This is a genomic window from Roseibium sp. SCP15, from assembly GCF_040329435.1.
Taxonomy (GTDB): Bacteria; Pseudomonadota; Alphaproteobacteria; order Rhizobiales; family Stappiaceae; genus Roseibium.
Window position 1 is genome coordinate 1168947 of the sequence record NZ_JBDZYI010000003.1, and the last position, 26458, is coordinate 1195404.

The window sequence follows — 26458 nt, forward strand, 5'->3', positions numbered from 1 at the left end:
CGCTACGTGGCCGACTTCATATCAGGTCGCGGTTTGCGAACGCATATCGGACGCTGAGATTCCGGCAACTTCAACCGGCTTCTTCATTGCATCGCGACGGAACGGCTCACCGAGCTCCTGGTTGATCAGGGCTTCGATCAAGGTCGTCTTGCCTTCCTTCATCTGCCGCTCGATTGCCTTGTCCAGCTGCTCGGTCAGCTCGGTCATGGTGCGTGCCTGAACGCCTTCCAGACCACAGGCATTCGCGATGCCTGCGTAGCTGACCTGCTCGTCCAGTTCGGTGCCGACAAAATTATCGTCGTACCAAAGGGTCGAGTTCCGCTTCTCGGCACCCCACTGATAATTGCGGAAGACAACCATCGTGATCGCGGGCCACTCACTGCGACCGATGGCAGTCAGTTCGGTAACCGCGATGCCGAAAGCACCATCCCCGGCAAAGCCGACCACAGGTGTGTCAGGGCAGCCGATCTTGGCACCAACGATCGAAGGAAGGCCGTAACCGCACGGACCGAACAGTCCGGGTGCAAGATACTTACGTCCTTCTTCAAAGCTCGGATAGGCATTGCCGATCGCACAGTTGTTCCCGATGTCGGAACTGATGATGGCTTCTTTCGGCAGGGCTGCCTGAATGGCACGCCACGCCTTGCGGGGGCTCAGCCAGTCCGGCTTGGCCTCACGTGCACGCTCGTTCCATGTCGTACCCGGATCGTCGTCCTCGTGGTCCATGGAAGACAGTTGCTGCGCCCAGCGCGATTTGGTCTGCGCGATCGTGTGAACACGATCTTCCCGACCGTCGTTGCCCGCAGTCGGAGACAGTTTTTCAAGAATGGCTTCGGCAACCTTCTTCGCATCCCCAACGATGCCGACGGAAATCGTCTTGGTAAGACCGATACGGTTCGGATTGATATCAACCTGAATGATGCTGGCGTCCTTCGGCCAGTAATCAATACCGTAACCCGGCAGGGTGGAGAACGGGTTGAGACGGGTGCCGAGCGCGAGTACGACATCAGCCTTGGAGATCAGCTCCATGCCTGCCTTCGATCCGTTGTAGCCGAGCGGACCGGCAAACAGACGGTGCGAGCCCGGGAAAGCATCGTTGTGCTGATAGCCGCAGCAAACCGGTGCATCCAGACGTTCCGCAAGCGCCATCGACGCCGGGATTGCCCCACCGATGACCACACCGGCACCATTCAGGATCACCGGAAACTTGGCATTGCTCAGCAGTTCGGCAGCTTCGGCAATTGCCGTCTCGCCACCTTCCGGACGCTCGAATTCAACGATCGCCGGCAGCGCGATATCGATGACCTGAGTCCAGTAGTCACGCGGAACGTTGATCTGTGCCGGAGCGCTTGCGCGTTTCGCCTGCATGATCACGCGGTTCAGAACTTCAGCGATGCGTGTCGGATCGCGGACTTCTTCCTGGTAGGCCACCATGTCCTTGAAGAGGTCCATCTGCTCCACTTCCTGGAAGCCGCCCTGACCGATGGTCTTGTTGGCCGCCTGCGGTGTTACCAGCAGCAGCGGGGTGTGGTTCCAGTAGGCCGTTTTCACAGCGGTCACGAAGTTGGTGATGCCCGGACCGTTCTGGGCGATCATCATGCTCATCCGGCCGCTGGCGCGGGTGAAGCCGTCGGCCATCATGCCGCCTGAACACTCGTGTGCGCAGTCCCAGAAGGTGATACCGGCTTTTGGAAACAGATCCGAAATCGGCATGAATGCGGAACCGATGATTCCAAACGCATTGTCGATCCCGTGCGCCTGAAGCACTTTGACGAATGCTTCCTCGGTCGTCATTTTCATGTCGAATACTCCCGTGAATTCAATGAGGTCTGCACTGCTTATGCAGTTCTGGTTCTTGTGTTGGCACTAGTTTTAACTCTGTTTCCCTCATCTCTCTTAGGGCCAGATTGCCAGCCTGCATATAGCCAGAGGCGGATTGAACCAGCGCACGTGGCATCAAGTCTTTCATAAGCAAGGCAAGACAAACGACAACAACTGGACTGATGGAGAAACTGAAATTGAAAAAAGCGCGGAACAGGGCCGCTAAAGAGCAATCGAAAGAGGATCTTGCTCGGCCCTCGACAGACAGATACCGACGACACTACCGCATCTGTTTTCATTCGCTCGGTCCGCAAAACCAAAACGGACCAACCTCGCGCTCATACCGTTGAAAATGCGCCACATGTTTCAACGCCATGCCCGTAAGGCTGGCCCGTTCTGCTTGCAGTGCGCCCGACCGCCAAACCGTCCCGGAGGCCGGGCGCACTTCTGGTCAGACTTTTACCCGTTCGGATTTCGGATCGTAGAACGGTTTCAATGAAGCCTCGGCTTTTACCCGGACACCGGCGACTTCGATTTCATATGAGGAAGCCAGCAGTTGCTCCGCATTTTCCCCAGCACATGGCACGTAGCCCAGACCGATCGCTCCACCGAGTGAATGGCCGTAGTTTCCGCTGCTCAGGAATCCGACCACTTCACCGTCTCTGAGGATCGGTTCCGCGTGATAAAGCAACGGCTCAGGATCGTTCAGACGGAACTGAACCAGTCTCTTTTGCAGACCTTCCTCGCGCTTGCGCAGGACCGCGTCCTTGCCGATGAAATCGGGCTTGTCCCGCTTGACGGCGAAACCGAGTCCAGCCTCCAGCACATGGTCCTCGCAAGTGATGTCATGACCGAAGTGACGGAAGCCCTTTTCAATCCGGCACGAATCCATCATGTGCATGCCGCACAGCTTGGCATTCATCTCCTGTCCGGCGGCATGGAGCGTTTCGAAAACGTGGGCAGCCATATCGGAGGAGATGTAGATCTCCCAGCCAAGTTCCCCGACATAGGTCACCCGATGCGCACGAGCGAGCGCCATGCCGATTTCGATTTCCTGAGCAGTCCCGAAAGGATTGACGGCATTGGTGAAATCATTTGGCGACACCGCTTGCAGCAGCTTGCGCGAATTTGGGCCCATGACCGCCAGAACAGCCTCACCAGCGGTCACGTCGGTGATCACCACACGGAAGTCGCCTACATGGCGGCGCAACCAGGTTTCATCTGCCAGGCGCGTTGCGGCCGGGGTAACGACCAGATAGGCCGTTTCGGAAAGCCGGGTCACCGTCACATCCGCCTCGATGCCGCCGCTGTTGTTGAGCAACTGGGTGTAGACGATCTTGCCATTCGGAACCGAATAGTCACCGCCGGCGACATAGTTCAGAAAAGCTTCCGCGTCCGGGCCTTCAACCCGGATCTTGCCGAACGACGACATGTCGTAGATACCGACATTCTCCCGGACAGCCATGTGCTCGCGTGCCGCGTTATCGAACCAGTTCTGACGCTTCCAGGTATATTGGTACTCTCGCTCCTGACCTTCGTCTGCAAACCAGTTCGCACGTTCCCATCCCGCCAGCTCGCCAAACACCGCGCCCTGCGCCTTGAGGTGCTCATGGAAAGGCGTCCGGCGAACACCGCGTGCGGTCGCCTTTTGCCTGTAGGGGAAGTGATCGGCATAGAGCAGCCCAAGCGTTTCCTTGGAGCGTTCGAAGAGATAGTGCTTGTTGCCCTGGAAAGGCTGCATGCGCGAAATGTCGACATCACCGAGATCGAACGGCTTGGCTCCGGTATCCATCCATTCGGCCAGCGCCATGCCGGCACCACCCGCCGACTGGATTCCGATGGAATTGAATCCGGCCGCCACCCAGACGTTATCCATCTCCGGCGCAAGGCCGAGGTGGTAAGCATCGTCCGGCGTGAAGCTTTCCGGTCCATTGAAGAACGTATGGATGCCCGTCTCCGCCAGCAGGGGCATTCGGTTCACAGCCGCCTCGAGAATGGGTTCGAAGTGGTCGAAATCCTCCGGCAGCTGATCGAACTCGAAGTCGTCCGGTATACCCTTCATGCCCCAGGGCTTTGCGTTGGGCTCAAAGGCACCGAGCAGGATCTTGCCGGCATCTTCCTTGTAGTAGGCGCATTCATCCGGCACCCGGAGAACAGGCAGTTGCTTCAAGCCGGGGACATTCTCGGTGACGATATAGAAGTGTTCGCATGCATGAAGCGGAACGTTTACGCCCGCCATGTGGCCAAGCTCATGGCCCCACATGCCCCCGCAATTGACGATGTGATCGCATTCAATGACGCCGGTTCCTTCAGCGGACTCCCATTCGACACCGGTTACCCGGCGAGCGTTCTTTTGAAGACCGGTGACTTTCACGCGCTCCAGAACCTTGGCACCGCCCATACGGGCGCCCTTTGCCAGCGCAAGCGCAATATTGCCAGGATCACCCTGACCATCGCGGGGCAGATAGACACCGGCAACAACATCTTCGGTGTTCAGGTGCTCGTAGCGGGCCTTGACCTCATCAGGCGAGATTTCCTCCACTTCAACCCCGAAGGCGCGCGCCATGGAGGCCTGACGGAAAATCTCTTCCTTGCGCTCCTCGGTCAGAGCAACAGTGATGGAGCCGCAGCGACGGAAACCGGTGGCAACCTCGGTTTCCGCTTCCAGTTTGCCGTAAAGCTCCTGACTGTATTTGGCCAGTCTGGTCATGTTCTCGGTCGCGCGCAGCTGAGCGATCAGTCCGGCGGCATGCCACGTTGTGCCGGACGTCAGCTGCTTGCGCTCCAGGAGAACGACGTCAGTCCAGCCCTTCTTGGTCAGATGATAGGCGACGGAGCAGCCGACGACGCCGCCACCGATGACGACAACCCGGGCTTTGGAAGGAGGTGTCACGTTCTTGTCTTTCTGTTCTAGAATTCAAAAGTCAGGCGCAGCCCCCTCAGGGCCGCGCAAGTTTCGCCAGCGGCAAGGCCGCCTGAAGGGCAGCTTCGGTTGTCGGGTCGATCTGATGACCGTCTTCGGCCAGAATGCTTCGAACCCTATCCGATGCCGTATTCAACAGGATCGGCTTTCCGCGCTCTTCCCATTCCTTCGGGCTCGAACGATCGGCCAGCTCCGGATAAACGTATTCGCTCTGCATCAGCTGCAGCGTCTGGTCATGCCCGAGATAATGGCCTGGGCCTTCCAGAACGACGGAACTCACCACTTCAAGGTCAACATACTCATCCTTGACTTCGATGCCGCGGACACAGCGTTGCACCTGTCCCAGCATGTCGTTGCCGAGTACGAGCGATTCCAGGCAGAAGCCGAGCAGCGAAGCATGCATTCCCACGGCCTCGTAGACCATGTTCAGGCCTGACAGCCCTGCCATGACATTGCTGATCCCCTGCTCCCAGCCGGCCTGCATGTCAGGCAATTTGGAATCGGCAATCCCTGCAGCAGCACCACCCGGCAGACCATAATGCTGGTGCATCTGCGCGCAGGCGGCACTCAGGAGAGCCTGTTCACCGCTGCCACCGGACATGGCCCCCGTGCGCAAATCGCTGACGAACGGCCAGGTTCCGAAAATCGCCGGATGCCCGGGCTTGACCGCATTGACATAGACAACGCCGGCAAGACACTCGGCAACGGCCTGCACCACCGCAGTGGCGATCGGCGCTGGCGCTGTAGCACCTGCCTGACCTGCAGAAAGCAGCAACACCGGCATGCCGGCCAGAATGCAGGCCTCCATCACCTCGCAGCTTTCTTCAGCGAACGTCAGCGGAGGAACCACAAAACAGTTTGAGTTTGACACGAAAGGTCGCGCCCGCCATGCCTCCTCACCTCCCGCAATCTCGTGCAGAAGCTTCATGCAGCGCGCAACGTTGGTTGCTTCGGTAAATGACGTGCCGACGTGTTTTGTCGTTCCGGCACAGGCTGCATAAACCGTGTTCAGATCCAGCTCCAACGGGTCGGCAAACTCGCGGCAGACGACCGGGCGCTGAAAAAAATGGACGTTGTCCAGGCGCTGAACGATGCGCGCGGCATCATAAAGATCCTGAACGGAGGGATTTCGGTATTCGGCCGTATCCGGATCAACCATGTGAACGGCGGCACCTGCGGTGCCGAAATGCACATTGGTGCCTTTAAGATGCAGGTCATATTGCGGGTCCCTGGCGCACAGCGTGATGTCCTTTGCCGCTTTCGCCAGCATGTCTTCTACAAGCCCACGCGGGAAGCGAATACGCCCGTCATCACCTTCAATGGCCCCTGCGGCAATCAGATACTCCCGGCCCGACGCCGGTGCGGACCCCATTCCGATCTTTTCGAGCGCCGTAATCGCTGCTTCGTGGATGCGTCCGACATCCTCCTCCTTGAGAGGTCGAAACTGCCCCCCAGGCAATCCCGGCCGCACCGGCCGGATTGCCTCATCCAGGGGACGGGCCCTGGCTGCGGTACGTGCGGACCGTCCACCGGAACGGCGGCGTTGCTTCAGTTCACTTCCGCTCATGAACTCTCCTCCAAATGAAGCCAAGGGATAGAAACTGCTCCGGGCGACTTACGCCCGGATACGTTCATTCTCTGGGTCCCAAAGCGGTGCATCCGGCTGCACTGTCGCCTTGCACCTCTTTCCGTAGATCTCCACTTCCAGCTCGGTGCCCGGCTCCGCCAGATCAGAGCGGACAATGCCCAATCCGATCGAGGCATTTACCCGGTAACCCCAGCCACCCGATGTGATTTCACCGACCAGGTCATCGCCGTTCAGAACCGCCGCCATGTAAGGAGCGTCGCAGTCCTCCGCGTCGATGATCATCGTGACGAACCGCCGTGTGGAGCCCTGCTGCTTCTCGTTCATCAAGGCAGCCTTGCCGGGGAACTCCTGAGGCTTGTCAAGTTTCACGAAGCGATCGAGACCCCCTTCAAAGAGCGTGTAGTCGGTAGAAAGGTCCCCCTTCCAGGCGCGATAGCCTTTTTCCAGACGCAGAGAATTGAGCGCGTACATCCCGAACGGTTTTGCACCTGCCTCCAGAATTGCGGCGTAGATTGCCGGCATGTCATCGAAACTTGCATGAACTTCCCAACCGAGCTCACCGGCAAAGGAGACCCGGACCAGCATCGCTTCCTTGCCGGCAACCATCGCTTTCTGATGAGTGAGCCAGCCGAGCGTGAGATCAGCTTCGGCGATCTGCTCGAAAAGGTCGCGTGACTTCGGTCCGCTCACGATAAGTGTCGTCAGCTCCCGCGTCCGGTCGCTTAAGGTCAACCCATCGGCCAGATTGAACTTCAGAACTTCGAAATCGTGCCATTGGGCCGCTGCCGCGGTGATCAGGGTAAAGTCGTCGTCACCGTGCCTGAGAACGGACATCTCCGTCAGGATACGCCCGCGCTCGTCCGCAAAATAGACCAGATTCATCCGGCCGACTTTTGGCAGCGCTCCGGTAATCCTTCCGCGCAACCATTCCGCAGCGCCAGTTCCGCCCAGGCTGAACCGGGAGAAACCAGGCAGATCCAGAACACCTACATGATCGCGAACGGCTTCGCATTCCTCGCGAACGCGCGGCTCCCACGGACCTGACCGGGTCCAGGTCTGTGTCCCTTCTTCGGAAGTATCATCGCCAGGCAGTGCAAACCAGTTGGCACGTTCCCAACCGTTATAAACACCCATCTGGCCACCCAGTTCCAGCACCTTGGCATGGACCGCTGACTGCTTTCTGTCACGTCCTGCCGGCCAGGCGTGATGGGGGAAGTGCATGGCGTATTCGTGACCATAGACCTCCATCGCCTTGTCGATGCAGTACTGCTTGTCGGTGTAGTCGGTGTACCGGCGAGGATCGCACGACCACATATCCCACTCTGTTTGGCCGTGCATGATCCACTCTGCAGCAACCTTGCCGGCCCCGCCACCTTGCGCGATGCCGAAGGTGAACGAGTGCGCTTCAAATGCGTTCGGCACGCCCGGCATCGGCCCGACCATCGGCAAACCATCCGGCGCATAAGGGATCGGTCCGTTGATGTTGCGGCTGACACCCTGCGTCCCCAAAAGCGGGACACGGGCCATTGCATCTTCAATGTACCACTCCAGGCGATCCAGATCGTCCGGATAAAGCTGGAAGCTGAAATCGTCCGGCATCGGATCATCCGGCCTGACCCAGGCCGCCTGACAATTCCGCTCATATGGACCAAGGTTAAAGCCGCTGGTTTCCTGACGCAGGTAATAGGAGGTGTCGACGTCGCGGAGCAATGGCAGTTTGCGGCCGTGCTTTTCGCTCCATTCCATGATTTCGGGCACCGGTTCGGTCAGAAAATACTGATGGCTCATCACCGCCGCCGGCACCGGGCGACCGCCATAGGGAATGAACCACTCGCCAACTCGCGGAGCATAATAGCCTGCTGCGTTGACCACGTATTCGCAGCGGATCTCGCCCTTTTCGGTCTCCACGATCCATTCGCCATTTTCACGCCGCACGCCGGTTGCAGGCGTGAACCTGATAATCTTGGCCCCGTGCGCGCGCGCACCTTTTGCCAGTGCCTGTGTTACCTGAGCCGGATCGATATCACCGTCCAGAGGATCCCAAAGGCCACCTTCCAGGTCATGAAGTTCCATGAACGGGTAGTGCTGCAAAAGCTCATCCGGCGTGCAGACGTCCATTTGCAGACCCATGTGGCGCGCCATGGTCGCCGCATGCTCAAATTCCATCATCCGCTCATGGCTGTGGGCAAGGCGCACTGATCCGGTCACGTGATAGTTGATCGGATAGTCAACTTCATCCGCCAGACCTCGGTATAACTCAAGCCCGTATCGCTGCATGTTCATGACGCCGAAGCTCATGGCAAAGTTCGGACAGTTGCCGGCGGCATGCCACGTCGAACCTGCGGTCAGTTCATTCTTTTCCAGCAGAACACAATCTGACCAGCCGTCCTTGGCAAGGTGGTACAGCGTTGACACACCAACGATACCACCACCGATGATAACAACCCGGGCTGTAGAGGGCACAGACATTCGAATGACCTTTTGTAAGGGTGTCAGTAAACGGGCGGGGAAATCACCCAGACGGCAATGGCCGGTTCCGAGTATGGATTTTCCCAGCGGTAGGAAGCGTCCCGGATGCGGAAGCTGTCACCCGTCTCCACGGTGAATTTCTCTTCATCAAGCCAGATATCGAGCTTGCCCGAGACCATGTAGGCAACTTCCTGAGTGGGTCGCGAAATCATTTGCACACGGCGTGAACCGGGCTGGAATGTCGAGTGGATCATCTCAAAGCTGTCGGTGAGGTCGGGAGAGATCAACGTCTCGACCAGCCCCTGATCCCGCTCGCCAATCACCCTGCGTGCCCCTGCTCGAACGATACGACCCTGTTCATTTGCAGGCGCCTCGGTATTGCCGAAGAAAAGCGACAGCTGAACACCGAAGATATCGGCAATCTGACTGAGGTCCGACATTCTGGGCGTGGAAATGTCGCGCTCGATCTGTGACAGCCAGCCAACCGACCGGCCAAGCTTCTGAGCGAGCTCCTCCAGGGTCATTTTCCGAGCCGTTCTAAGGGCCCTGAGATCTTCTCCCAGGCTGTTGCTGGCGTCCGTCATGGCGATCCGTTCGTGAAAATTTGACGGATAATTTCACGCCACTTCATGAAAAAATCAACCAAAATTTCACGGTCGGATGAATTTCGTTTCAGGACCTGAGCCAGTGCGGCCCACCGAGCTCGTTCAAATTCACGCCAACATATTGAAAACAAAAGCTTGTTACTGAAACCGGTTGCGAAGAAAAATATTCGCAAGCACGGTCCTTGACGACCTCGGCACGGCCTTCAATAGGCAAGCATTGTGGCTCTGATCCCTTCGATCAGGGCATCAAGTTATCCGTAGAAATTACGATGAACACTAGGCGTGTTTGGAACCGACTTCATCAATCCCCTTGGCGATGAGCGAAATTCCTTCAGGAATACGCACCGAAGCGATGGAAGAATAGGCAAGGCGATAAAAACCGGGACGCTCCTGACCGTTTGCGAAAAACGCACGACCCGGCTCGACCAACACTCCGTCTTGCCTCAATTTCAGCGCCAGTTCCGAACTGTCGATCCCTTCCGGCGCCTTCATCCAGAAAGACGACCCACCGAACGTGAATTGCCCGGACTGGGACAATCCATGCTCGCTCATGCATTCTTCCATGATGGATCTGCGCTTTCGATAGATCCGGCCCATGCGAGCAATCTGGGCATCGTAGTGCCCGAGAGAAAGAAAATAAGCGGCCGTTCGCTGGATCAGGCCCGGCGGATGCCGCAAGACAAGCGAGCGCAGCGCGCGTGCTTCGCGAATGAACGGCTCGGATGCCACCAGATATCCAAGACGCAAGCCGGGAAATAGCGACTTTGAAAACGAGCCCACGTAGATCACGGAACCCGTTGGATCCAAGGACTTCAACGCCGGAGAAGGAGATTTCAGAAAGGATATCTCGAATTCATAATCATCCTCGACGATCACAAAGCCCTTGCGCGCAGCCAGCTCCAACAACCGGTGACGGCGCGAAACCGGCATGGTGGCGTTGCTCGGGCAATGATGACTTGGCGTGGTAAAGACCACATCCAACGTGTCAGGCAGATTTTCCGGTGGCAGACCTGCTGCATCGACGTCGACAGATACGGTGTTGCATCGGGTCTGGTTGAGGATCTGACGCAATCCGGGAAAGCACGGGTTCTCGATGACCGCGGTGCGGCGCTGGGTCAGAAGGATCTGCGCTGTGATCCAGAGCGCGTGCTGTGCGCCCATCGTGATCAGGATTTCCTCAGGACGTGCTGTAATACCTCGGCGGGGCAGGATCTGGCGCAGGATGAATTCCACCAGCATGGGGTCGTCCCGCTCGTAGTAGTCCGTCGCCAGAATGTCGAAATCCTTCCGCCCCACGGCCCGAAGAGCGCAGTTTCGCCAGTTGTGGTGGTCGAACAGCCTCGGGTCCGATTGACCGTAGATGAAGGGATATTTGTAGTCCTGCCAGTTGGATGGGCGAACAAGCGGCACATGTTCGGAGAAGCGCTGCCCGATGGCGCGCGCCCAGTCGATCTGACCATCTTCCTCCTGGTCCGGCAAATCGAATTTCGGCCGGCTCGGAGCGGTCTGCGCCACGAAATAACCCGAACGCCCCTTGGAAACGAGATACTCGTTGGAGACCAGCTCTGTATAGGCAATCGTCACGGTAATTCGAGCGACGCCCAGATGATCGGCCAGCTTGCGTGTCGAGGGCATCTTCTCGCCCGGCAAACACCGTCCCGACAGGATCGCCTCTACGACCAGCCGCTGAATCTGCTGCTGAAGTGTCGTTTCGTTGTCTGGCTGAAGAAAAAAAGTCTCCGCCGGAATCGCCATAGCTGGCCCTAAAGTCTGATTGAACTGGACCTATTAAACAACCGGATTGTCAATTTGGCAAATTCGGTCGGAACGGACTTTCACAGCACCAAGATTTTCCGGCCTGGCCGGCAAGCCGGCATGACGGAAATCACCGTCATGCCGCTGACTTGATTGGTTGGCGCCCCATCAGTCCGGGGCGCTAAAGCCCGATTAGCCGAAAACCCGGGTCAGGGCTCCGTCGATCGCAGCCGTGATCTCATCGATGTCGTCAGATGTCGCGATCAGGGCCGGAGACAGGCAGATCGTGTTGTTGAGGCCCGGCAGGGAACGGTTCGTGGCGCCAATGATAACGCCCTGCGCACCACAATCCGCGACAACGGCCTGGACCAGCTTTTCCGCAACCGGCTCCTTGGTTGCCCGGTCTGCAACCAGCTCCGCGCCGCAGAACAATCCCTTGCCGCGCACATCACCGATGACACGATGCTTTTCCATAAGCGAGTTGAGGTTGCTCACCAGACGCTCGCCCATGGCGGTCGTATTGTCCAGAAGGCCTTCATCTTCAATGATGCGCATGTTTTCAAGCGCAGCAGCGGGACCGGCTGTACAGCCACCGAAAGTGGAGATGTCCCGGAAGAAGTTCATCGGATCGGAAGCATCGTCCTTGAACATTTCAAAGACTTTTTCGGTGGTGACCATGCAGGCGATGGCGGCGTAACCGGAAGCAACGCCTTTTGCCATGGTCACGAAATCCGGCTCGATGCCGTAATGCTGGTAACCGAACCATTTGCCCGTCCGGCCGACACCGCAGACCACTTCGTCGATATGCAGCAGGATTTCATACTTGCGGCAGATTTCCTGGACGCGCTCCCAATACCCCTTCGGCGGAGTGATGACACCGCCTCCAGCCGTAACGGGTTCCAGGCAAAGCGCGCCAACCGTGTCGGGGCCTTCGCGCAGGATCACTTCCTCGATGGCATCTGCTGCCCGCTCTCCATAGGATTCGACATCCCATTGTGCCCGGTACTCGCAGCAATGCGGCACTTCGACAAAGCCCGGAGTGTATGGACCGTATTGAGCGTTTCTTTCCGGCTGGCCACCGGCTGAAATCGCGGTGATTGAGGAGCCGTGGTAGTCGCGCTCGCGGAACAGGATCTTGTGCTTGCGTCCACCATGGCGCTTGTGCGCGATCTGGCGAACCATCTTGAAGGCTTTTTCGTTCGCCTCGGTTCCCGAGTTGGTCAGGTAGACACGGCTCATTCCCGGCATTTTTGCAATCAGCTGTTCAGAAAACAGCGCACCTGGAATAGACCCGGCCGAATTGGCGAAGTAGTTCAGCTTGACCAACTGCTCGCGAACCGCATCAGCGATGGATTCACGGCCATATCCGACGTTTACGGTCCAGACACCTCCGGAAACGGCGTCGAGGTGCTCTTTGCCGGTGGCATCCCAGAGCCGCATCCCCTTTCCTTCGACCATGATTTTCGGATCGTTCGTCTCCAGCGCCTTGTGCTGGAGCAGGTGATGCCAGACATGGGTGCGGTCGGCCTCGATGATATCGCTCATATCGTTTGGAGATGCTGCAATGTTCATGGCAACGGCCTTTCGTGTTTCATCGTCGTGGCAACGATTTCAGTAAGCTCGAACACGAGCAGGACTTGCTTGCAATCTGGCAATTGCCCATTATTGCAGCAGAGCACTGCTGGTTTCGAGTTCAGACTGCACGCACGAGCGGCGACATATAGGGCCAGATCTGGAATTACGTTAGAGCCAGTCGAGTGTTTTTATTGTCACAGCGCCGTTCTGCCGTAACCATTTTTACCTACGCAGGTAAGCCCAATCGAATAGCGGCATAAGACGGGAACACCCGCACGCCTGCAAACAACCAGGGAACAGTGGGAAAAACAATGACCATCAAATCAAAGCTTCTTGGCACTTTGGCAGCCTTGTCCTTCTTGAGCGGCGTTCAGGCATCCAATGCTGCCGATGAACTGACTGTTGCTTATTTTCTCGAATGGCCGATGCCATTCCAATATGCCAAAGCCACCGGCATGTATGACGAAGCGCTCGGCATTCCAGTGACATGGGTTTCCTTTGACACCGGCACAGCCATGTCCGCGGCGATGGCTTCCGGAGACGTTCAGATCGCCGTCAGTCAGGGCATTCCTCCCTTTGTTGTCGCGACATCGGCAGGCCAGGACCTGATCCTCACCGATGTGGCGGTCAGCTATTCCGAGAATGACAACTGTGTTGTCGCCGAAACCCTCGAAATCGAGAAAAACAACGCAAAAGAGCTGGAAGGCAAGAAAGTCGGCGTTCCGATTGGCACCGCTGCCCACTTCGGTTTCCTGGAGCAGATGAAGCATTTCGACGTCGACATCTCGACCCTTGAAATTGTCGACATGGCCCCCGCCGACGGCGCAGCTGCATTTGCTCAAGGCAACCTGGACATGGTCTGCGGCTGGGGCGGCGCCCTTCGCCGGATGAAAGAGCATGGCAACGTTCTGCTGACCGGCGCGGAGAAGGAAGAACTCGGTATTCTCGTCTTTGACGGCATCAGCGTTCCGGCCGACTTCGCATCGGAAGAAGGTGAGCTGCTGACCAAGTTCCTCAAAGTCACCGCCGACGCGAATGCAATGTGGAACGCCGGAGACAAGAAGGCAGAGATGCTTGAGGTGATCGCAAAGGATGCGGGTATGGACCCTGCCGATGCCGAAGCATCTCTCAACACCTTTACCTTCCCGTCCGTTGACGACGCCCTGAGCGACAAATGGATGGGTGGCAATGTCCAGTCGTTCATGCTCGGCGTTGCCAAGGTCTTCCAGGATGCCGGATCCATTCCGCAGGCTCTGGACACATATGTCGACACTGTCGACCCGAGCTACCTGGCAGCGACCAAGAACCAGTAAGTCGACAATCCTGCATAGTATGGGGCGGCCATCGAGCCGCCCCTTCAATTCAACTCTCAAGCTGCAGGAGACGGCAGGCTATGGACGGCCTTCATATTGAGAATCTATCTATGCGTTTCGACCTGCCCAACGGAACGTTTGTTCAGGCACTACAGGATGTTTCGATTGAACTCGCCACTGGCGAAATCATGTCGGTCCTGGGTCCTTCAGGGTGCGGCAAGACGACACTTTTGAACATTGTCGCCGGTTTTCTGGCCCCAACCAGCGGTCAGGTTCGCATGAACGGTCACGTCGTAACGGGACCGGGAGCCGAACGCGGAATGGTATTCCAGAAAGGGGCCTTGTTCGAATGGATGAATGTCCGCAAGAACGTGGAATTCGGCCCGAGAATGAAATCGATGCCGAAGGCGGAACGGGACGATATCGTCGACCACCTTTTGGAGACAGTCGGTCTTCAGGACTTCAAGGAAAAAGCGGTTTACGAGCTTTCAGGCGGCATGCAGCAACGCGTTGCACTGGCCAGATGCCTGGCGAACGATCCCGACGTCATCCTGATGGATGAACCTCTGGGTGCTCTGGATGCCCTGACCCGCGAAAAGATGCAGGGCCTCGTGCTGAAACTCTGGAAGGAAACCGGCAAGACCGTCATCCTGATCACCCACTCGGTGGAAGAGGCATTGCTTCTGGGTGAAAGACTTCTGGTCATGGCACCACGCCCCGGGCGCATCCACAAGGAGTACCGACTGCCTTTCGCGGAGCGCGGCGTCGACAACGACCTGCGGGAGGTCAAGAAGAGTGAAGGCTTTGCCGAAACCCGCGAAGAAATCCTGTCCATGATCTGGGAAATGGAAGAGGAAATCATGGGACGATCGGAGACCGCAGCATGACCGGACTTATCGTTTTCCTGATCTACGCATCGCTGTTTCTGGCAGCTTACTTCCTTGTCACCTATGTCACCGGTCTCAGTCAGCGCAGGCAGGACTTTACCAGCCTGAAGACTGTAACGTTCGGAGATGAAAGTGCTATCCGCCCCAACCGGGCAGCCTCCATCATCTCCATCGTGGTGATCTTCTTCATTTGGGGCGCTTTCACCGGCTCAAGCCTGGTCCCGTTCCATGTCCCTGGTCCGTTCGTTGGTGAAACCAACTTCACCTACACCGTCACCAATGATGCCGGAGAGACCAGCGAGGCGGCGGTCAACGTTGTCGTGCATGAAGTGGGCAACAAGATCAAGGCGCCAGAGCCGGCCCCGCGCGATGGTTTCGCGCAAGATGATGCAGCAAGTGTCGGCGCCTGGCGGTCCGTGCTTCTGAAAGTCACGCGAAACGATGGTGACGGCGCCAAGGTAACGGCCGTTGACGGAACCCCGATTGCGCCGGGCGAAAGCGTAAGCGTCGCCGATGGCACAGTCACCATGACGCCGAAAGGCTCGTTGAACTTCCAGCCAAACACAGGGCTTCAGATGGAACCGATCTGGATGCCCTCCCCTGAAGCGGTTGTGAAGCGCTTTGCGGACATCGCCTCGACGGGCTACCAGAACTTCACCCTCTGGGAACACCTCGGATGGTCCTTGATCAGGGTTATCGGCGGTTTCATCGCAGGCTCGCTGATCGGGATCCCTTTGGGTTATGCAATGGGCCTTTCAAGCTGGGTCCGCGGGTGGTTTGACCCGATCGTTGAGTTCATGCGTCCGGTTCCACCTCTGGCACTGATCCCGCTGGTGATCATCTGGTTCGGCATCTGGGAAACGGGCAAGATCGTCCTTCTGTTCCTGGCAGCGCTCTGGATCATGACGATTGCGGCAAGAGCCGGCGTCTCGGGCGTGAACATTTCGAAAGTCCACGCTGCCTATTCCCTTGGAGCGAACAAACGGCAAGTCCTGCGCTACGTGATCATGCCGAATTCGCTGCCTGAAATCTTCACAGGCGCTCGGGTTGCCATGGGTGTTTGCTGGGGAACTGTGGTGGCAGCTGAGCTGGTTGCCGCACAGAAAGGGGCCGGCATGATGATCATCGCCGCCTCCAAGTTCCAGCTGACCGATATCGTCATCATGGGCATCATCCTGATCGGGATCGTCGGTTACAGCATCGACATTCTGATGCGCATGGCCGAGCGGGTTCTCGTACCCTGGAAAGGGCGCTCCTAAGCACTCTGTTCCGAAACTGTCGAAAGAAGGCCGCCCGCTTCAACACAAGCGGGCGGCCTTGTTTTTCCCAGCGCTGCTTCCTCCGCACCGGGCTTCACGTTCAACCTGCCACCCGACGGAAGCTCTTCCTCCTGACAAGCCCCTCTCAACCCATTCCGCATCACCACTCAGATAAGGACTGCGGTGGCACCAGCCACTTTTCGAAGTCGATTCATCTCACTTCTCAAAGAGCTGGTTTTTTGTTGTTTTCCAGGCAGTTGCACAGAGCAAGCGACCAACTGAACAGACTTCAGTTAGATTTTCAAAGATACAACCCCAGGGGGAATGCGCGAATCTCATTGTCAGATATTCTCCCCAGGAAACAGTTTTTCCACTCCATCCGTTTCCCTATGTCCAAAAACCTTGGGAGATGGAGAAAAAGAAAAAAATCAATGATCGTCTAATTTCGATGAATTCCGTCAACACGATAATTTATTCGAAACAAAAACTAAAAAACTATACAGATGTAATCGTTTACAATAGGAACTATACTACACTAAACATAAAATTTACCTATCTAAGTATTTGTTAATTTCCCAGCAAAGATAATATTTCTCAGTTCTTATTTTTTGATTCCTTGCCTACCTCAGGGCAACTTCAAAACATTAGGGGGGCCTATGCTTAAGAAGCTGAGTATTCAACAGCAGATAATGGCAGCATTGTTTTCTGCCGTCTTTCTTTCTCTCACGCTCGTCATCGGAGCATCGATCTTCACTGCCAACAAGGCATTGAACAGCGGCTCGGTCGAGATCGTTGAGAAAACCGCCGACTACTACTCTTCCAGAACGTCTGAAACTCTGAACCAGTCGATGCATCTGGCAAAGTCACTCGGTGACAGTCTGGAAGCTTTGCATAAGGCCGGCATCAAGGATCGAGCCGTTTACAACGAAGTCATTCAGAATACCCTGATAGCCAATCCCTCTATCCTAGGCGCCTGGACGGGTTGGGAACCCGATGCGCTGGATGGAAAAGACGCAGAATATGTCAACACCGCAGGGCACGATGCATCCGGCCGCTTTGTTCCTTACTGGTACCGCTCTGAAGGCAAGGCGGTCCTGGAGCCACTCCTTTCCTATGATCAGTCTGGCGATGGTGACTATTATCAACTGCCCTTCACCACCGGCAAAGCAGTCATTCTGGAGCCATATCTTTATCCGGTCGGCGGTGTTGAAACACTGATCACGTCCCTCGCCTTGCCGATCCGCGTCGACAACAAGATTGTCGGAGTTGCCGGTGTCGACATCGCCATGACCGATCTTCAGACCATAATGAAGGAGGCCAGGCCTTTCGAAGTCGGTTATGTCAGCCTGCTTTCCGAAGAAGGCACCATGGTTGCCCATACGGTTGAGGGCGCGCCTGGAAAGAGCGCCGCTGAATTCGGCTTTTCGGTGACCAATGCGGAGCAGCTCGCCGGCCAGTCAAGAATGTTGAAAACCGGGATCATCGACCCGCAGTCCGACGAAGAGATCCTGAGGCTCTATGAGCCGCTCAAGATCGCTCTTACCGACAATGTATGGGTGATCGCCATCTCGGTCCCGGAAGCCGTGGCCTTTGCAGCCCAGCAAAACGCCTTGTTTGTGCAGCTTGGCTTTCTTGCGGTGGCTCTGCTGGGTGCCACCCTTTTGGCCTGGTTCATAGGTCGCAGCATATCCCGCCCGATTGTATCAGTGACCAACGCCATGAACACACTTGCCACGGGAGACACCGACGTCACCCTTGATGGTGTCGAGCGCAGAGACGAAATCGGCGACATGAGCCGGGCTGTTGCCGTCTTCAGGGACAATGCAATCGAACGACAGCGTCTGGTGTCGGAAGCCGACACGGAAAGGGAAGCCCAGATTCTTCGGCAGCATCAGATCGATGAATTGATCTCGAGCTTTGACAGCACCATCGAAACAACTCTTTCCGCCGTAAGCGGCAATACGGATGAAATGGAGCAGACAGCCCAGGTCCTCTCCGGAATTGCCGATGACACTTCAGGGCGCGCTTCTTCGGCAGCGGCCGCCTCCGAAGAAGCCTCGACCAATGTGCAGACCGTCGCCTCCGCCGCGGAGGAACTATCGGTTTCCATTGCCGAAATCAGCCGCCAGGTGGAAGAAACCAAGAGCATCGTTGGCGGGGCCGCCGGCGCAGCCTCGTCGACCAACGAGAAGGTCATCAAGCTTGACGCCGCTGCGCAGCACATCGGAGAAGTCGTCAATCTCATTCGCGACATTGCCGAGCAGACAAATCTTCTTGCACTCAACGCCACGATCGAAGCAGCCCGGGCAGGTGAAATGGGCAAGGGGTTTGCTGTCGTGGCGTCCGAGGTCAAGGAACTGGCAACACAGACGTCCAAGGCCACGGAGGAAATCTCAAGTCAGATTTCGGACATTCAAGGCTCCTCACGCGAAGCAGTCGAGGCCATCGAAGTGATCACTAGCACGATGAACGAGGTGAACGACTATACCTCATCCATTGCCGCGGCCGTTGAACAGCAAGGAGCCGCCACTGCGGAAATCAGCCAGAACGTGCAACAGGCAGCCATCAGGACTCAGGACGTGGCGAAAAACATGTCCGATGTCACGAACTCTGCATCCGAGACCACGCAATCGGCAGGCAATGTCCTGTCCGCGTCTCAGGCCGTTTCGAAGGAAGCAACCAACTTGCGCGACGAGATTGCTCAATTCCTGGAACGCGTTCGCGCCGCCTGAGGCGAAACACACTTCCTCAAATTTATCTGCGGTCTCGTATTTCAGGCCGGGGACGGGCGGGGCATTGCCCCGCCCGTCCGCCTTGAAATTCGATTGTGGAGTCGAGATCCTACTTTCATGGCGTCTACTTTGCCAAGGTCGCCACGACCCGGCCGCATCAGCCGAATTTCTTTCAATCACTGTACCCCTTGGGATTTTTGCACACCCAGTTCCAGGTATCCTCGCACATATTGTGCAGCTCGCGTTCAGCACTCCAGGAAAGCAGCTCTTGGGCCTTCTTGGTGTCGGCGAAACATTCAGCGACGTCCCCTGCCCGTCTCGGCACAAAATCATATGAAATGATCCGGTTCGACGCTCGTTCGAACGCCTTCACCATTTCCAGAACGCTATAGCCATCACCTGTACCAAGGTTCACCGCGAAACAGTTGTCCCGCCCATCGAGATTTGAAAGGGCATGGTAGGCACGCAAGTGCCCCTCGACGAGGTCAACGACATGGATATAGTCACGAACGCCGGTCCCATCCCGAGTTTCGTAGTCGTTGCCGAAAACGTTCAACTTCTCTCGTCGCCCGGAAGCAACCTGAGTGATGAATGGCATGAGATTGTTCGGAACACCCAGCGGATCTTCACCTATCAGTCCGCTCGCATGCGCTCCCACCGGATTGAAGTACCGCAAAATTCCGATGCGCCAGCCCGGATCACTGGCAGCCAGGTCACGCAGCATGTCTTCAACAATCAACTTCGTCCGCCCGTAAGGATTGACCGGATTGAGTGAGTGTTCCTCGGTCAAGGGCAGTTGCTGCGGCTCACCATACACCGTTGCTGACGAGGAAAAGATGAGGTCCCTGACACCTGCATTCGCCATCGCGCTCAAAAGCCGGTGCGTGCCGATAACGTTGTTGTCGTAATAGGCAAGAGGATAGCGAGTAGATTCGCCAACAGCCTTCAAACCGGCAAAGTGGATAACAGCGGTACATTCATGTCGCTTCAACAATGTTTCCACCGTTGCCTGATCGCGAACATCTCCCTGTTCGAACACCAGTTTCCGACCGGAGATCTCTTCGGCCCGCGTCAAGGAAGCCGTGTTGGAGTTGCTCAGGTTATCCAGAACGACAACATCATAACCTGCATCCAGAAATGTGACACAGCAGTGAGAACCAATATACCCGGCACCGCCGGTGATGAGTATCGTCATGTTGGTGCAGTTTTCCCGTCAGATAGCGTAGTATTCGGGAGATCGGTATCGAAGTTTCGACCAATTGCCAAGTTCCCACTCACGCTCTCGAACAATTGGCAATCCGATGGCTCGCCTATCACCCGATACACTAGCTTTTTATCCAAGCGTGCAAGGACGCAGCAAGACTTGGTGAAGCAGCATTTCTCCTGGAACCAGAAAACCTGCCATCACGGATGCGAAACGTGGTTTGCCGGGCGCCGCACCTAGTATTTAGCATCTATATATAATTATGTAATTCATTCAAAAGCTTTATGAATTACAATGTATGGGTAATGTGCAAATCACCCCAAACGACTGCCCTATGACTTCGTTTCACTCCTGGAAGTCATAGGGATTTTTTCTACCTTTGGGAGTTGAACCTGCTTCGATCGCAACAGCTGAAAAAGAAAAACTGAGCGAAAGCAGAATTCCATCACATCGAGCACACTGTCGACGCTCCTGTTGTGTGTATCAATCTCTCAGATGCGCACCTTTGGCTACAGACCATTTTTCCGCCAATGCGTGCTGGCATGCCCAATCCAATCGGCAGGCCGAATGGCTCACTGCTCTTTTGATTATACTTATTATTATATATTTCGAATTTTCCGGAAGAAAAATATACTTAACAAAACATAAAAAATGCAACTCACAACCCTACCCTTAACCGCAACTAAGTTTTAGATTCGAGATATACATAAAGAGGCCTATGATATATTTCGTTTTATCTAAAAGCGAATAGGAGAGGAAATGTCGGAGTAGTAAATCATGCGGCAACCAACAGTATGTGTCGTCATCCCTGCAAAAAACGAAGCACGAAATCTTCCAAAAGTGCTCAAAAAAATTCCGGGATGGGTCGATGAAGTAATCCTGGTAGACGGAAACTCCAAGGATGACACAATCGAGGTTGCGCGCAGCCTCATGCCAGACATCAAGATCGTACCTGAAGATCGTCCCGGCAAAGGCGCTGCTCTGAGATGCGGTTTCGCAGCTTCCCGTTCAGACATTATTGTCATGATCGATGCCGACGGATCCATGGACCCGGCAGAAATTCCCGCATTTGTAGGCGCCCTTTTGTCGGGCGCTGATTTCGTGAAGGGTTCCCGCTTCCTGCAGGGAGGCGGCACCGACGACATGGAGTGGTATCGCCGCGTCGGCAACTGGGGCTTCGTCAAGCTCGTAACCTGGCGATTTGGCGGCAAATTCACCGATCTTTGCTATGGCTACATCGCATTCTGGCGTGAGAGTCTCAGACGGCTATCGCTCGAAAACGACGACGGCTTCGAGATCGAAACAAGCATGAATGTGCAGGCCCTCCAGGCGCGCCTGGCCATTTCGGAAGTTCCCAGCAAGGAAGCTCCCCGCATTCACGGCGTCAGCAATTTGCGGACAATTCCCGACGGATGGCGCGTTCTGAAGACGATCGTTCGCCTCGGCTTCACCTCTCAGACCGCAAGACTGACAGGTGTCTCACCTCCTCTCGCCCGCCCAAGCCTGACGACTTCCACAGACGTCCGCGACCCGACACGCTGAGCAGGACCATGAGCACAAATGTCACGATATCGGTCGTCGTCTGTGCCCATACGCTGGATCGGCTGCGTCACATCGGCGAGATGGTCTCTTCTGTGCGGGCGCAAACCTATCCCGTGGCTTCGCTGATCATTGTCAGCGATCACAGCGACGCGCTGCACAGAGTGCTCAAATCCGAATTCTCGACCGCACTCGTTATCAGGAACGAATTTGAGAAAGGCCTGTCGGGAGCCAGGAACACAGGCATAAAGAGCGCCTGCGGTGATGTCGTCGCCTTTCTAGATGATGATGCCGCAGCAAACCCCAACTGGCTTGAACAGCTGGCAAAAGCTTACGAAGACCCGACTGTGATGGCGGTGGGAGGGTTCATTGCTCCCGCATGGTCGACAAAGCGGCCAAAGTGGTTTCCTCGAGAATTCGATTGGGTGATCGGCTGCAGTTATCTCGGACTACCAAAGACACGCAACCAGGTTCGAAACCTGATCGGCTGCAACATGTCCGTTCGAAAAAACGTCCTTGAGCTGTCGGGCGGCTTTCGAACGAGCCTTGGCCGTGTCGGCAACAACGGTGCAGGCTGCGAGGAAACGGAGTTTTTCATTCGCGCCAAATCAAAGCTCCCCAACCAGGTTATCCTTTACGAACCCAAGGCCCGGGTTCGACATCATGTGCCAGCAGCCAGATGCACGTGGAAATACTTTTTGGGACGGTGTTGGGCGGAAGGAAAGTCCAAAGCAGAACTGGCACGTCTTCGGAATGCAGATCACGCCCTGACAACGGAAAAGGGCTATTCCCTCAAAACGCTACCCCTGGGCTTCCTGCGCAATCTCGGCGATACAGCGAAGGGTGATTTCACTGGCCTGATCCGCGCATTCGCCATCGTGGCCGGCTTTGCTGCCACGACCACATCCTATGCATTGACGCGTCTTTGGCCCCATCACCACCCGAACCGTCATCAGCCGCCTTCCTTCGATCCCATTCAAGTTCTGGATTGGGAACTTGATGACCGCTTCCCCTCACGACTGCAGGATCAATTGAAACCGGACGGTTGGTACGGCGGCGCGCTATGTCTTTTCAGATCGAAAGGCACGCCGATTGCCCTGGAAGAAATTCATTTCAACCAGTCCAGTGATTTGAAAACTTGCGTTTCGGACGTCATGAAACGTCTTCCCGATGCAAAGATTTCACACCTGCCAAGGGCACCGAAAGGTCCGTTCAGCCCATGGGTTACGGTGGTGGTAGCAACACGCGACCGGACGGACAGCCTGCTCAGATGTCTTGATAGCCTGCTGAAACAATCCTACTCGGCGATGAACATCGTTGTTGTCGACAACGCCCCGTCTTCGAATGCAACAGCAGATCTGATTGCCGGTGTCTTCGCCCCGAGCGGGCGCGTACACTATGCACGCGAAAATCGCCCCGGCCTCGGACTGGCACACAATACCGGGCTGGCACTCGCGCTCGGCGACATCGTCGCCTTCACGGACGATGACGTCATTGTCGATTCCGATTGGGTTGCTGCGATCGCATCCGAGTTCGCTCTTTCGCGCAAAATCGGATGCGTGACAGGCATGATCCTGCCTGCCGAGCTTGAAACCCGGGCACAATACTGGACCGAACATCACGGCGGGTTCAGCAAAGGCGTGAAGCGCCGCGTCTTTGACCTGGAGGAAAACAAACCGGAGGATCCGCTTTTTCCGTATACTGCCGGAGCATTCGGCTCCGGTGCGAACATGGCATTCAGGCGGAACGCCTTGCTGGAAGTCGGCGCCTTCGACGCCGCACTCGGGGCCGGCACACCGGCTCGCGGGGGCGACGACCTCGCCTCGTTCGTAGCCATTCTCGAGGCCGGATATCAGCTCGTTTATACGCCCGGCGCCATTGTCTGGCACTATCACCGTCGCGCTGAAGCAGGCATTCAGCGTCAAGCTTATGGTTATGGTGTCGGACTGGGCGCCTATCTGACCCAGCAGGTGTTAGACAATCCTACAAAGGTGTTCCGCTTCGCGAAAAAACTGCCGGCTGCTTTGAACCACCTGCTTTCAGGCTCATCCGGCAAAATGAAGCGTTTGCCGGATGATTATCCGCGCCACCTGATCTGGCGCGAACGTTTCGGTATTGCCATGGGCTTGCCCGGCTATCTCAGAAGCCGCTTTGCCAGACCCCGGACAACCTCATCACCAATGCGGCCGCCTATTCTGGCGGGCGCTGACCGAGCGGCGGAGTGACAGGCCATGCTTACTTTGCCGATATTGATGTATCACTCAGTCGCTGCCGATGTGGATGAAAGATACCGAACCTGGTCTGTCACTCCCGAACGTTTTTCGGAGCACATGCAGGCATTGGCAAAAAACGGTTATGCAGTCCTTGGCGTTTCCACAGCCCTGGAAAGGCTGGACGCCGGCACTCCCTTGCCCGACAAAACCGCGATTCTGACCTTTGACGATGGATTGAAGGACTTTCTGGAAAATGCCTTTCCCGTTCTGGACAGACACGGTTTCGAAGCCACACTCTATGTAGTCGCAGGGCTGATTGCCGGCCACAGCAAATGGCTGACACCACTCGGTGAAGGCGGGCGCGCGATGTTGCAGGCCGACGAAATCAGACACCTCCACACAAAAGGCATCGAAATTGGAGCGCACAGTCTGTCCCACCCGGAGATGGACATCCTTGACAGCGCAGCCTGCGAAAGGGAACTCCGGGACAGCCGGTCCATTCTCGAGGAGATCACTGGCGGCAAAGTCAAGGCTTTTGCTTACCCGCACGGGTATGCCTCTGCGGCGACCAGACGGCTGACACGCGATGCCGGTTTTTCCTCCGCCGTCCGTGTTCGCCATGCGCTCTCACACACCTCTGAAAACCGTTTCGGACTTTCCCGCCTGATCGTCACCCAAGACTACGACCAGGCGGGTCTCATCTCCTTGCTGGAAGGCAAGGGGATACCCACCGCGCCGCCACAGGATCGAATTGCCGGGACCTGCTGGCGACTTGTGCGACGCATTCGCAACCGACTAACGCCACCGCTGGCCAGCGATGGCCCCTACCAGCCTGCCGGGGGACCAATTTGATGAAACAGTGTTTTTGCTCGTCCGTGTTTCAGCGCGGCTTCCTGATAATCGCAACCTGCATGGCGACCGGCTATGCAGCAAATGCAACTGACGCAACCAGCTGGCGGGGTACTCCCGACCCTGCGGTCACCAAGGCGATCACACGCATTGGCGACTTATACAGCACCGGCGCCATCGATCGAGCGGGCGAAGAGGTCGCCCTCGCCTACTACCGAAACCTCTCGACCAGCAACGGCAGGATTCTTTCCGCGATGCCTCCGGAACAACTTGTCCCCGGCCTCGCTCACAATCTTCGACCTGACGGCGACAGTGCGGTCCGTGTGTACAGATTGGCAGCAAATCTCGGGAACCCGGATGCATTCCTGAAACTCGGCGACCTATACCTCAGCGGAGAACTGGTGACTTCGGATCCGGAAAAAGCATTTTCGTTTTTTCAGCAGGCGGCCGATCTTGGCAGTGAAACCGCATCCGTCAATGTCGGGCTGATGATGATAGAGGGAACGGGCACCTCTCATAACATCAGCGGTGGGATTGAGCTTTTGACGGAAGCAGCTGAAAAGGGCAATGCCAAGGCACTGATGGCACTCGGTGATATCTACCGAACCGGGAAACCCCAAGGTGTTGATGCCGATCCGGAACGCAGCTTCGGTTACTACAAACGCGCTTCCGACGGGGGCAACATCGCGGCCGCAATCATTACGGCACGCATGCTGATCGACGGCGAAGGCACCCCATCCGCTCCTGACAAAGGCTACGAAATCGCACGCCAGCTTTTCGAAGCAAAGGACCCGAGCGCCATGCTGCTGATGGGAGATATACATCTCAGCGGGCTACCTGGACTGCTGACACCAGACGCGAAAAAGGCCTTCGAGGCCTACTCCATGGCCAGCGAGGCAGGCAGCACCACAGGGCGCAAGCAAACAGCCCTCATGCTGGTTCGAGGAGAAGGTGTTGATCGGGACGTCGACGAAGGACTGCGCATTTTGCAGGACATGGCCGAGTCCGGCGACGCATCGGCCATGTACATTCTCGGTCAACTCTATGAGAACGGCGAGGAAAATGCCATTCAGGCCGACGTCACAAAGGCATTTGATTTCTACAGGACCGCGGCAGCTTCCGAAGATCTCAGCTCCATGCTGAGAATGGCGTTCATGCTGATTGAAGGCGTCGGCACATCGCGCGATGCGACAACAGGTGTGACAGTGCTTGAACAGCTGGCCGAGGATGGAAATTCTGACGCCAATCTGATGCTGGGAGAGTTTCATTCAGGCGCTATCGGCGAAGGTCAGCCCCAGGATATGGAAAAGGCGTTCGGCTATTACCAGACCGCAACAGAGGCAGGCAGCGGAACTGCGCGCGTACAGACCGCCCTGATGCTGCTGCGAGGCCAGGGAACAGAAGTGGACCGCGAGGCCGGCATGACGCTTCTGCAATCTGCCGCGGACACCGGAGATCCCAATGCCATGTTGGCACTCGGCACAGTCTATGTGTCAGGCGAAGCCGGACGGGTAGATGCCAACGCGGCGATTTCCGCTTATGAAGCAGCTGCATCGCAGGGTGTCTTCATGGCCTACATCCTGCTGGGAGATCTTTACAGCCGGGGCGAAATCCTGCCGGCAGATGGAGAGCTTGCCGTCCTGTATTACAAGAAGGCAGCTGGTATCGAAACATTGGACGAAACCGGCACGCCCAACAACGCCAACACCCAATGATATGGGCAGCC

The 26458-nt window shown here is 56.5% G+C and carries 16 protein-coding genes; 8 read left to right on the forward strand and 8 right to left on the reverse strand.

Translation table 11 applies throughout. The features are described 5' to 3' along the window. Window positions 1-21 precede the first annotated feature (21 nt). The 7 genes from xsc to ABLO27_RS19490 form a co-directional block, all read right to left on the reverse strand. Window positions 22-1800 carry a sulfoacetaldehyde acetyltransferase gene (gene xsc / locus ABLO27_RS19460; RefSeq protein ID WP_353034890.1) on the reverse strand — a complete coding sequence of 593 codons (1779 nt, stop codon included), beginning with the start codon at window positions 1798-1800 and terminating at the stop codon, window positions 22-24. A 472-nt stretch (window positions 1801-2272) separates the two neighbouring features. Further along, complete coding sequence (locus ABLO27_RS19465) at window positions 2273-4714, reverse strand: GcvT family protein (RefSeq protein ID WP_353034892.1); 2442 nt, start codon at window positions 4712-4714, stop codon at window positions 2273-2275. Window positions 4715-4760: 46 nt separating this feature from the next. Beyond that, entirely contained in the window at window positions 4761-6311 is a 1551-nt protein-coding gene (locus ABLO27_RS19470) for a trimethylamine methyltransferase family protein (protein ID WP_353034894.1), read from the reverse strand. Between the two features lie 48 nt (window positions 6312-6359). Beyond that, complete coding sequence (locus ABLO27_RS19475; RefSeq protein WP_353034896.1) at window positions 6360-8801, reverse strand: GcvT family protein; 2442 nt, start codon at window positions 8799-8801, stop codon at window positions 6360-6362. Between the two features lie 23 nt (window positions 8802-8824). Beyond that, a complete protein-coding gene (locus ABLO27_RS19480) occupies window positions 8825-9385 on the reverse strand; it encodes a helix-turn-helix domain-containing protein (RefSeq protein ID WP_353034898.1) in 561 nt (186 codons plus the stop codon). A gap of 297 nt (window positions 9386-9682) precedes the next feature. Beyond that, complete coding sequence (locus tag ABLO27_RS19485) at window positions 9683-11161, reverse strand: PLP-dependent aminotransferase family protein (protein ID WP_353034900.1); 1479 nt, start codon at window positions 11159-11161, stop codon at window positions 9683-9685. Between the two features lie 192 nt (window positions 11162-11353). Further along, window positions 11354-12733: an aspartate aminotransferase family protein gene (locus tag ABLO27_RS19490; protein WP_353034902.1), complete on the reverse strand. Its 1380-nt coding sequence runs from the start codon at window positions 12731-12733 to the stop codon at window positions 11354-11356. Window positions 12734-13047: 314 nt separating this feature from the next. Here ABLO27_RS19490 and ABLO27_RS19495 point away from each other — a divergent pair, with 314 nt between their 5' ends. From ABLO27_RS19495 to ABLO27_RS19510, 4 genes are all read left to right on the forward strand, one after another. Beyond that, a complete protein-coding gene (locus ABLO27_RS19495; RefSeq protein ID WP_353034904.1) occupies window positions 13048-14049 on the forward strand; it encodes an ABC transporter substrate-binding protein in 1002 nt (333 codons plus the stop codon). Between the two features lie 80 nt (window positions 14050-14129). After that, window positions 14130-14936, forward strand: a complete 807-nt coding sequence (locus ABLO27_RS19500) for a taurine ABC transporter ATP-binding protein (protein WP_352941044.1) — start codon at window positions 14130-14132, stop codon at window positions 14934-14936. Beyond that, on the forward strand, window positions 14933-16195 hold the full coding sequence (locus tag ABLO27_RS19505; RefSeq protein WP_353034906.1) for an ABC transporter permease: 1263 nt from the start codon (window positions 14933-14935) through the stop codon (window positions 16193-16195). Before ABLO27_RS19500 ends, ABLO27_RS19505 begins: the two co-directional genes overlap by 4 nt. Window positions 16196-16884: 689 nt before the next feature. Continuing rightward, window positions 16885-18927 carry a methyl-accepting chemotaxis protein gene (locus tag ABLO27_RS19510; RefSeq protein ID WP_353034908.1) on the forward strand — a complete coding sequence of 681 codons (2043 nt, stop codon included), beginning with the start codon at window positions 16885-16887 and terminating at the stop codon, window positions 18925-18927. A 172-nt stretch (window positions 18928-19099) separates the two neighbouring features. Here the strand turns inward: ABLO27_RS19510 and galE are convergent, their stop codons facing one another. Beyond that, window positions 19100-20122: a UDP-glucose 4-epimerase GalE gene (gene galE, locus ABLO27_RS19515; protein WP_353034910.1), complete on the reverse strand. Its 1023-nt coding sequence runs from the start codon at window positions 20120-20122 to the stop codon at window positions 19100-19102. 786 nt (window positions 20123-20908) lie between these two features. On the opposite strand from galE, the gene ABLO27_RS19520 reads away from it, so the two are divergent. From ABLO27_RS19520 to ABLO27_RS19535, 4 genes are read left to right on the forward strand one after another with little or no spacing between them, the layout of a single operon-like run. After that, window positions 20909-21673, forward strand: coding sequence for a glycosyltransferase family 2 protein (locus ABLO27_RS19520; RefSeq protein ID WP_353034912.1), 765 nt, complete (start codon window positions 20909-20911; stop codon window positions 21671-21673). A gap of 8 nt (window positions 21674-21681) precedes the next feature. After that, window positions 21682-23895, forward strand: a complete 2214-nt coding sequence (locus ABLO27_RS19525; protein WP_353034914.1) for a glycosyltransferase family 2 protein — start codon at window positions 21682-21684, stop codon at window positions 23893-23895. A gap of 6 nt (window positions 23896-23901) precedes the next feature. Further along, a complete protein-coding gene (locus tag ABLO27_RS19530; protein ID WP_353034916.1) occupies window positions 23902-24735 on the forward strand; it encodes a polysaccharide deacetylase family protein in 834 nt (277 codons plus the stop codon). Continuing rightward, complete coding sequence (locus ABLO27_RS19535) at window positions 24735-26447, forward strand: tetratricopeptide repeat protein (protein WP_353034918.1); 1713 nt, start codon at window positions 24735-24737, stop codon at window positions 26445-26447. The genes ABLO27_RS19530 and ABLO27_RS19535 overlap by 1 nt, the downstream gene beginning before the upstream one ends. Window positions 26448-26458 lie beyond the last annotated feature (11 nt).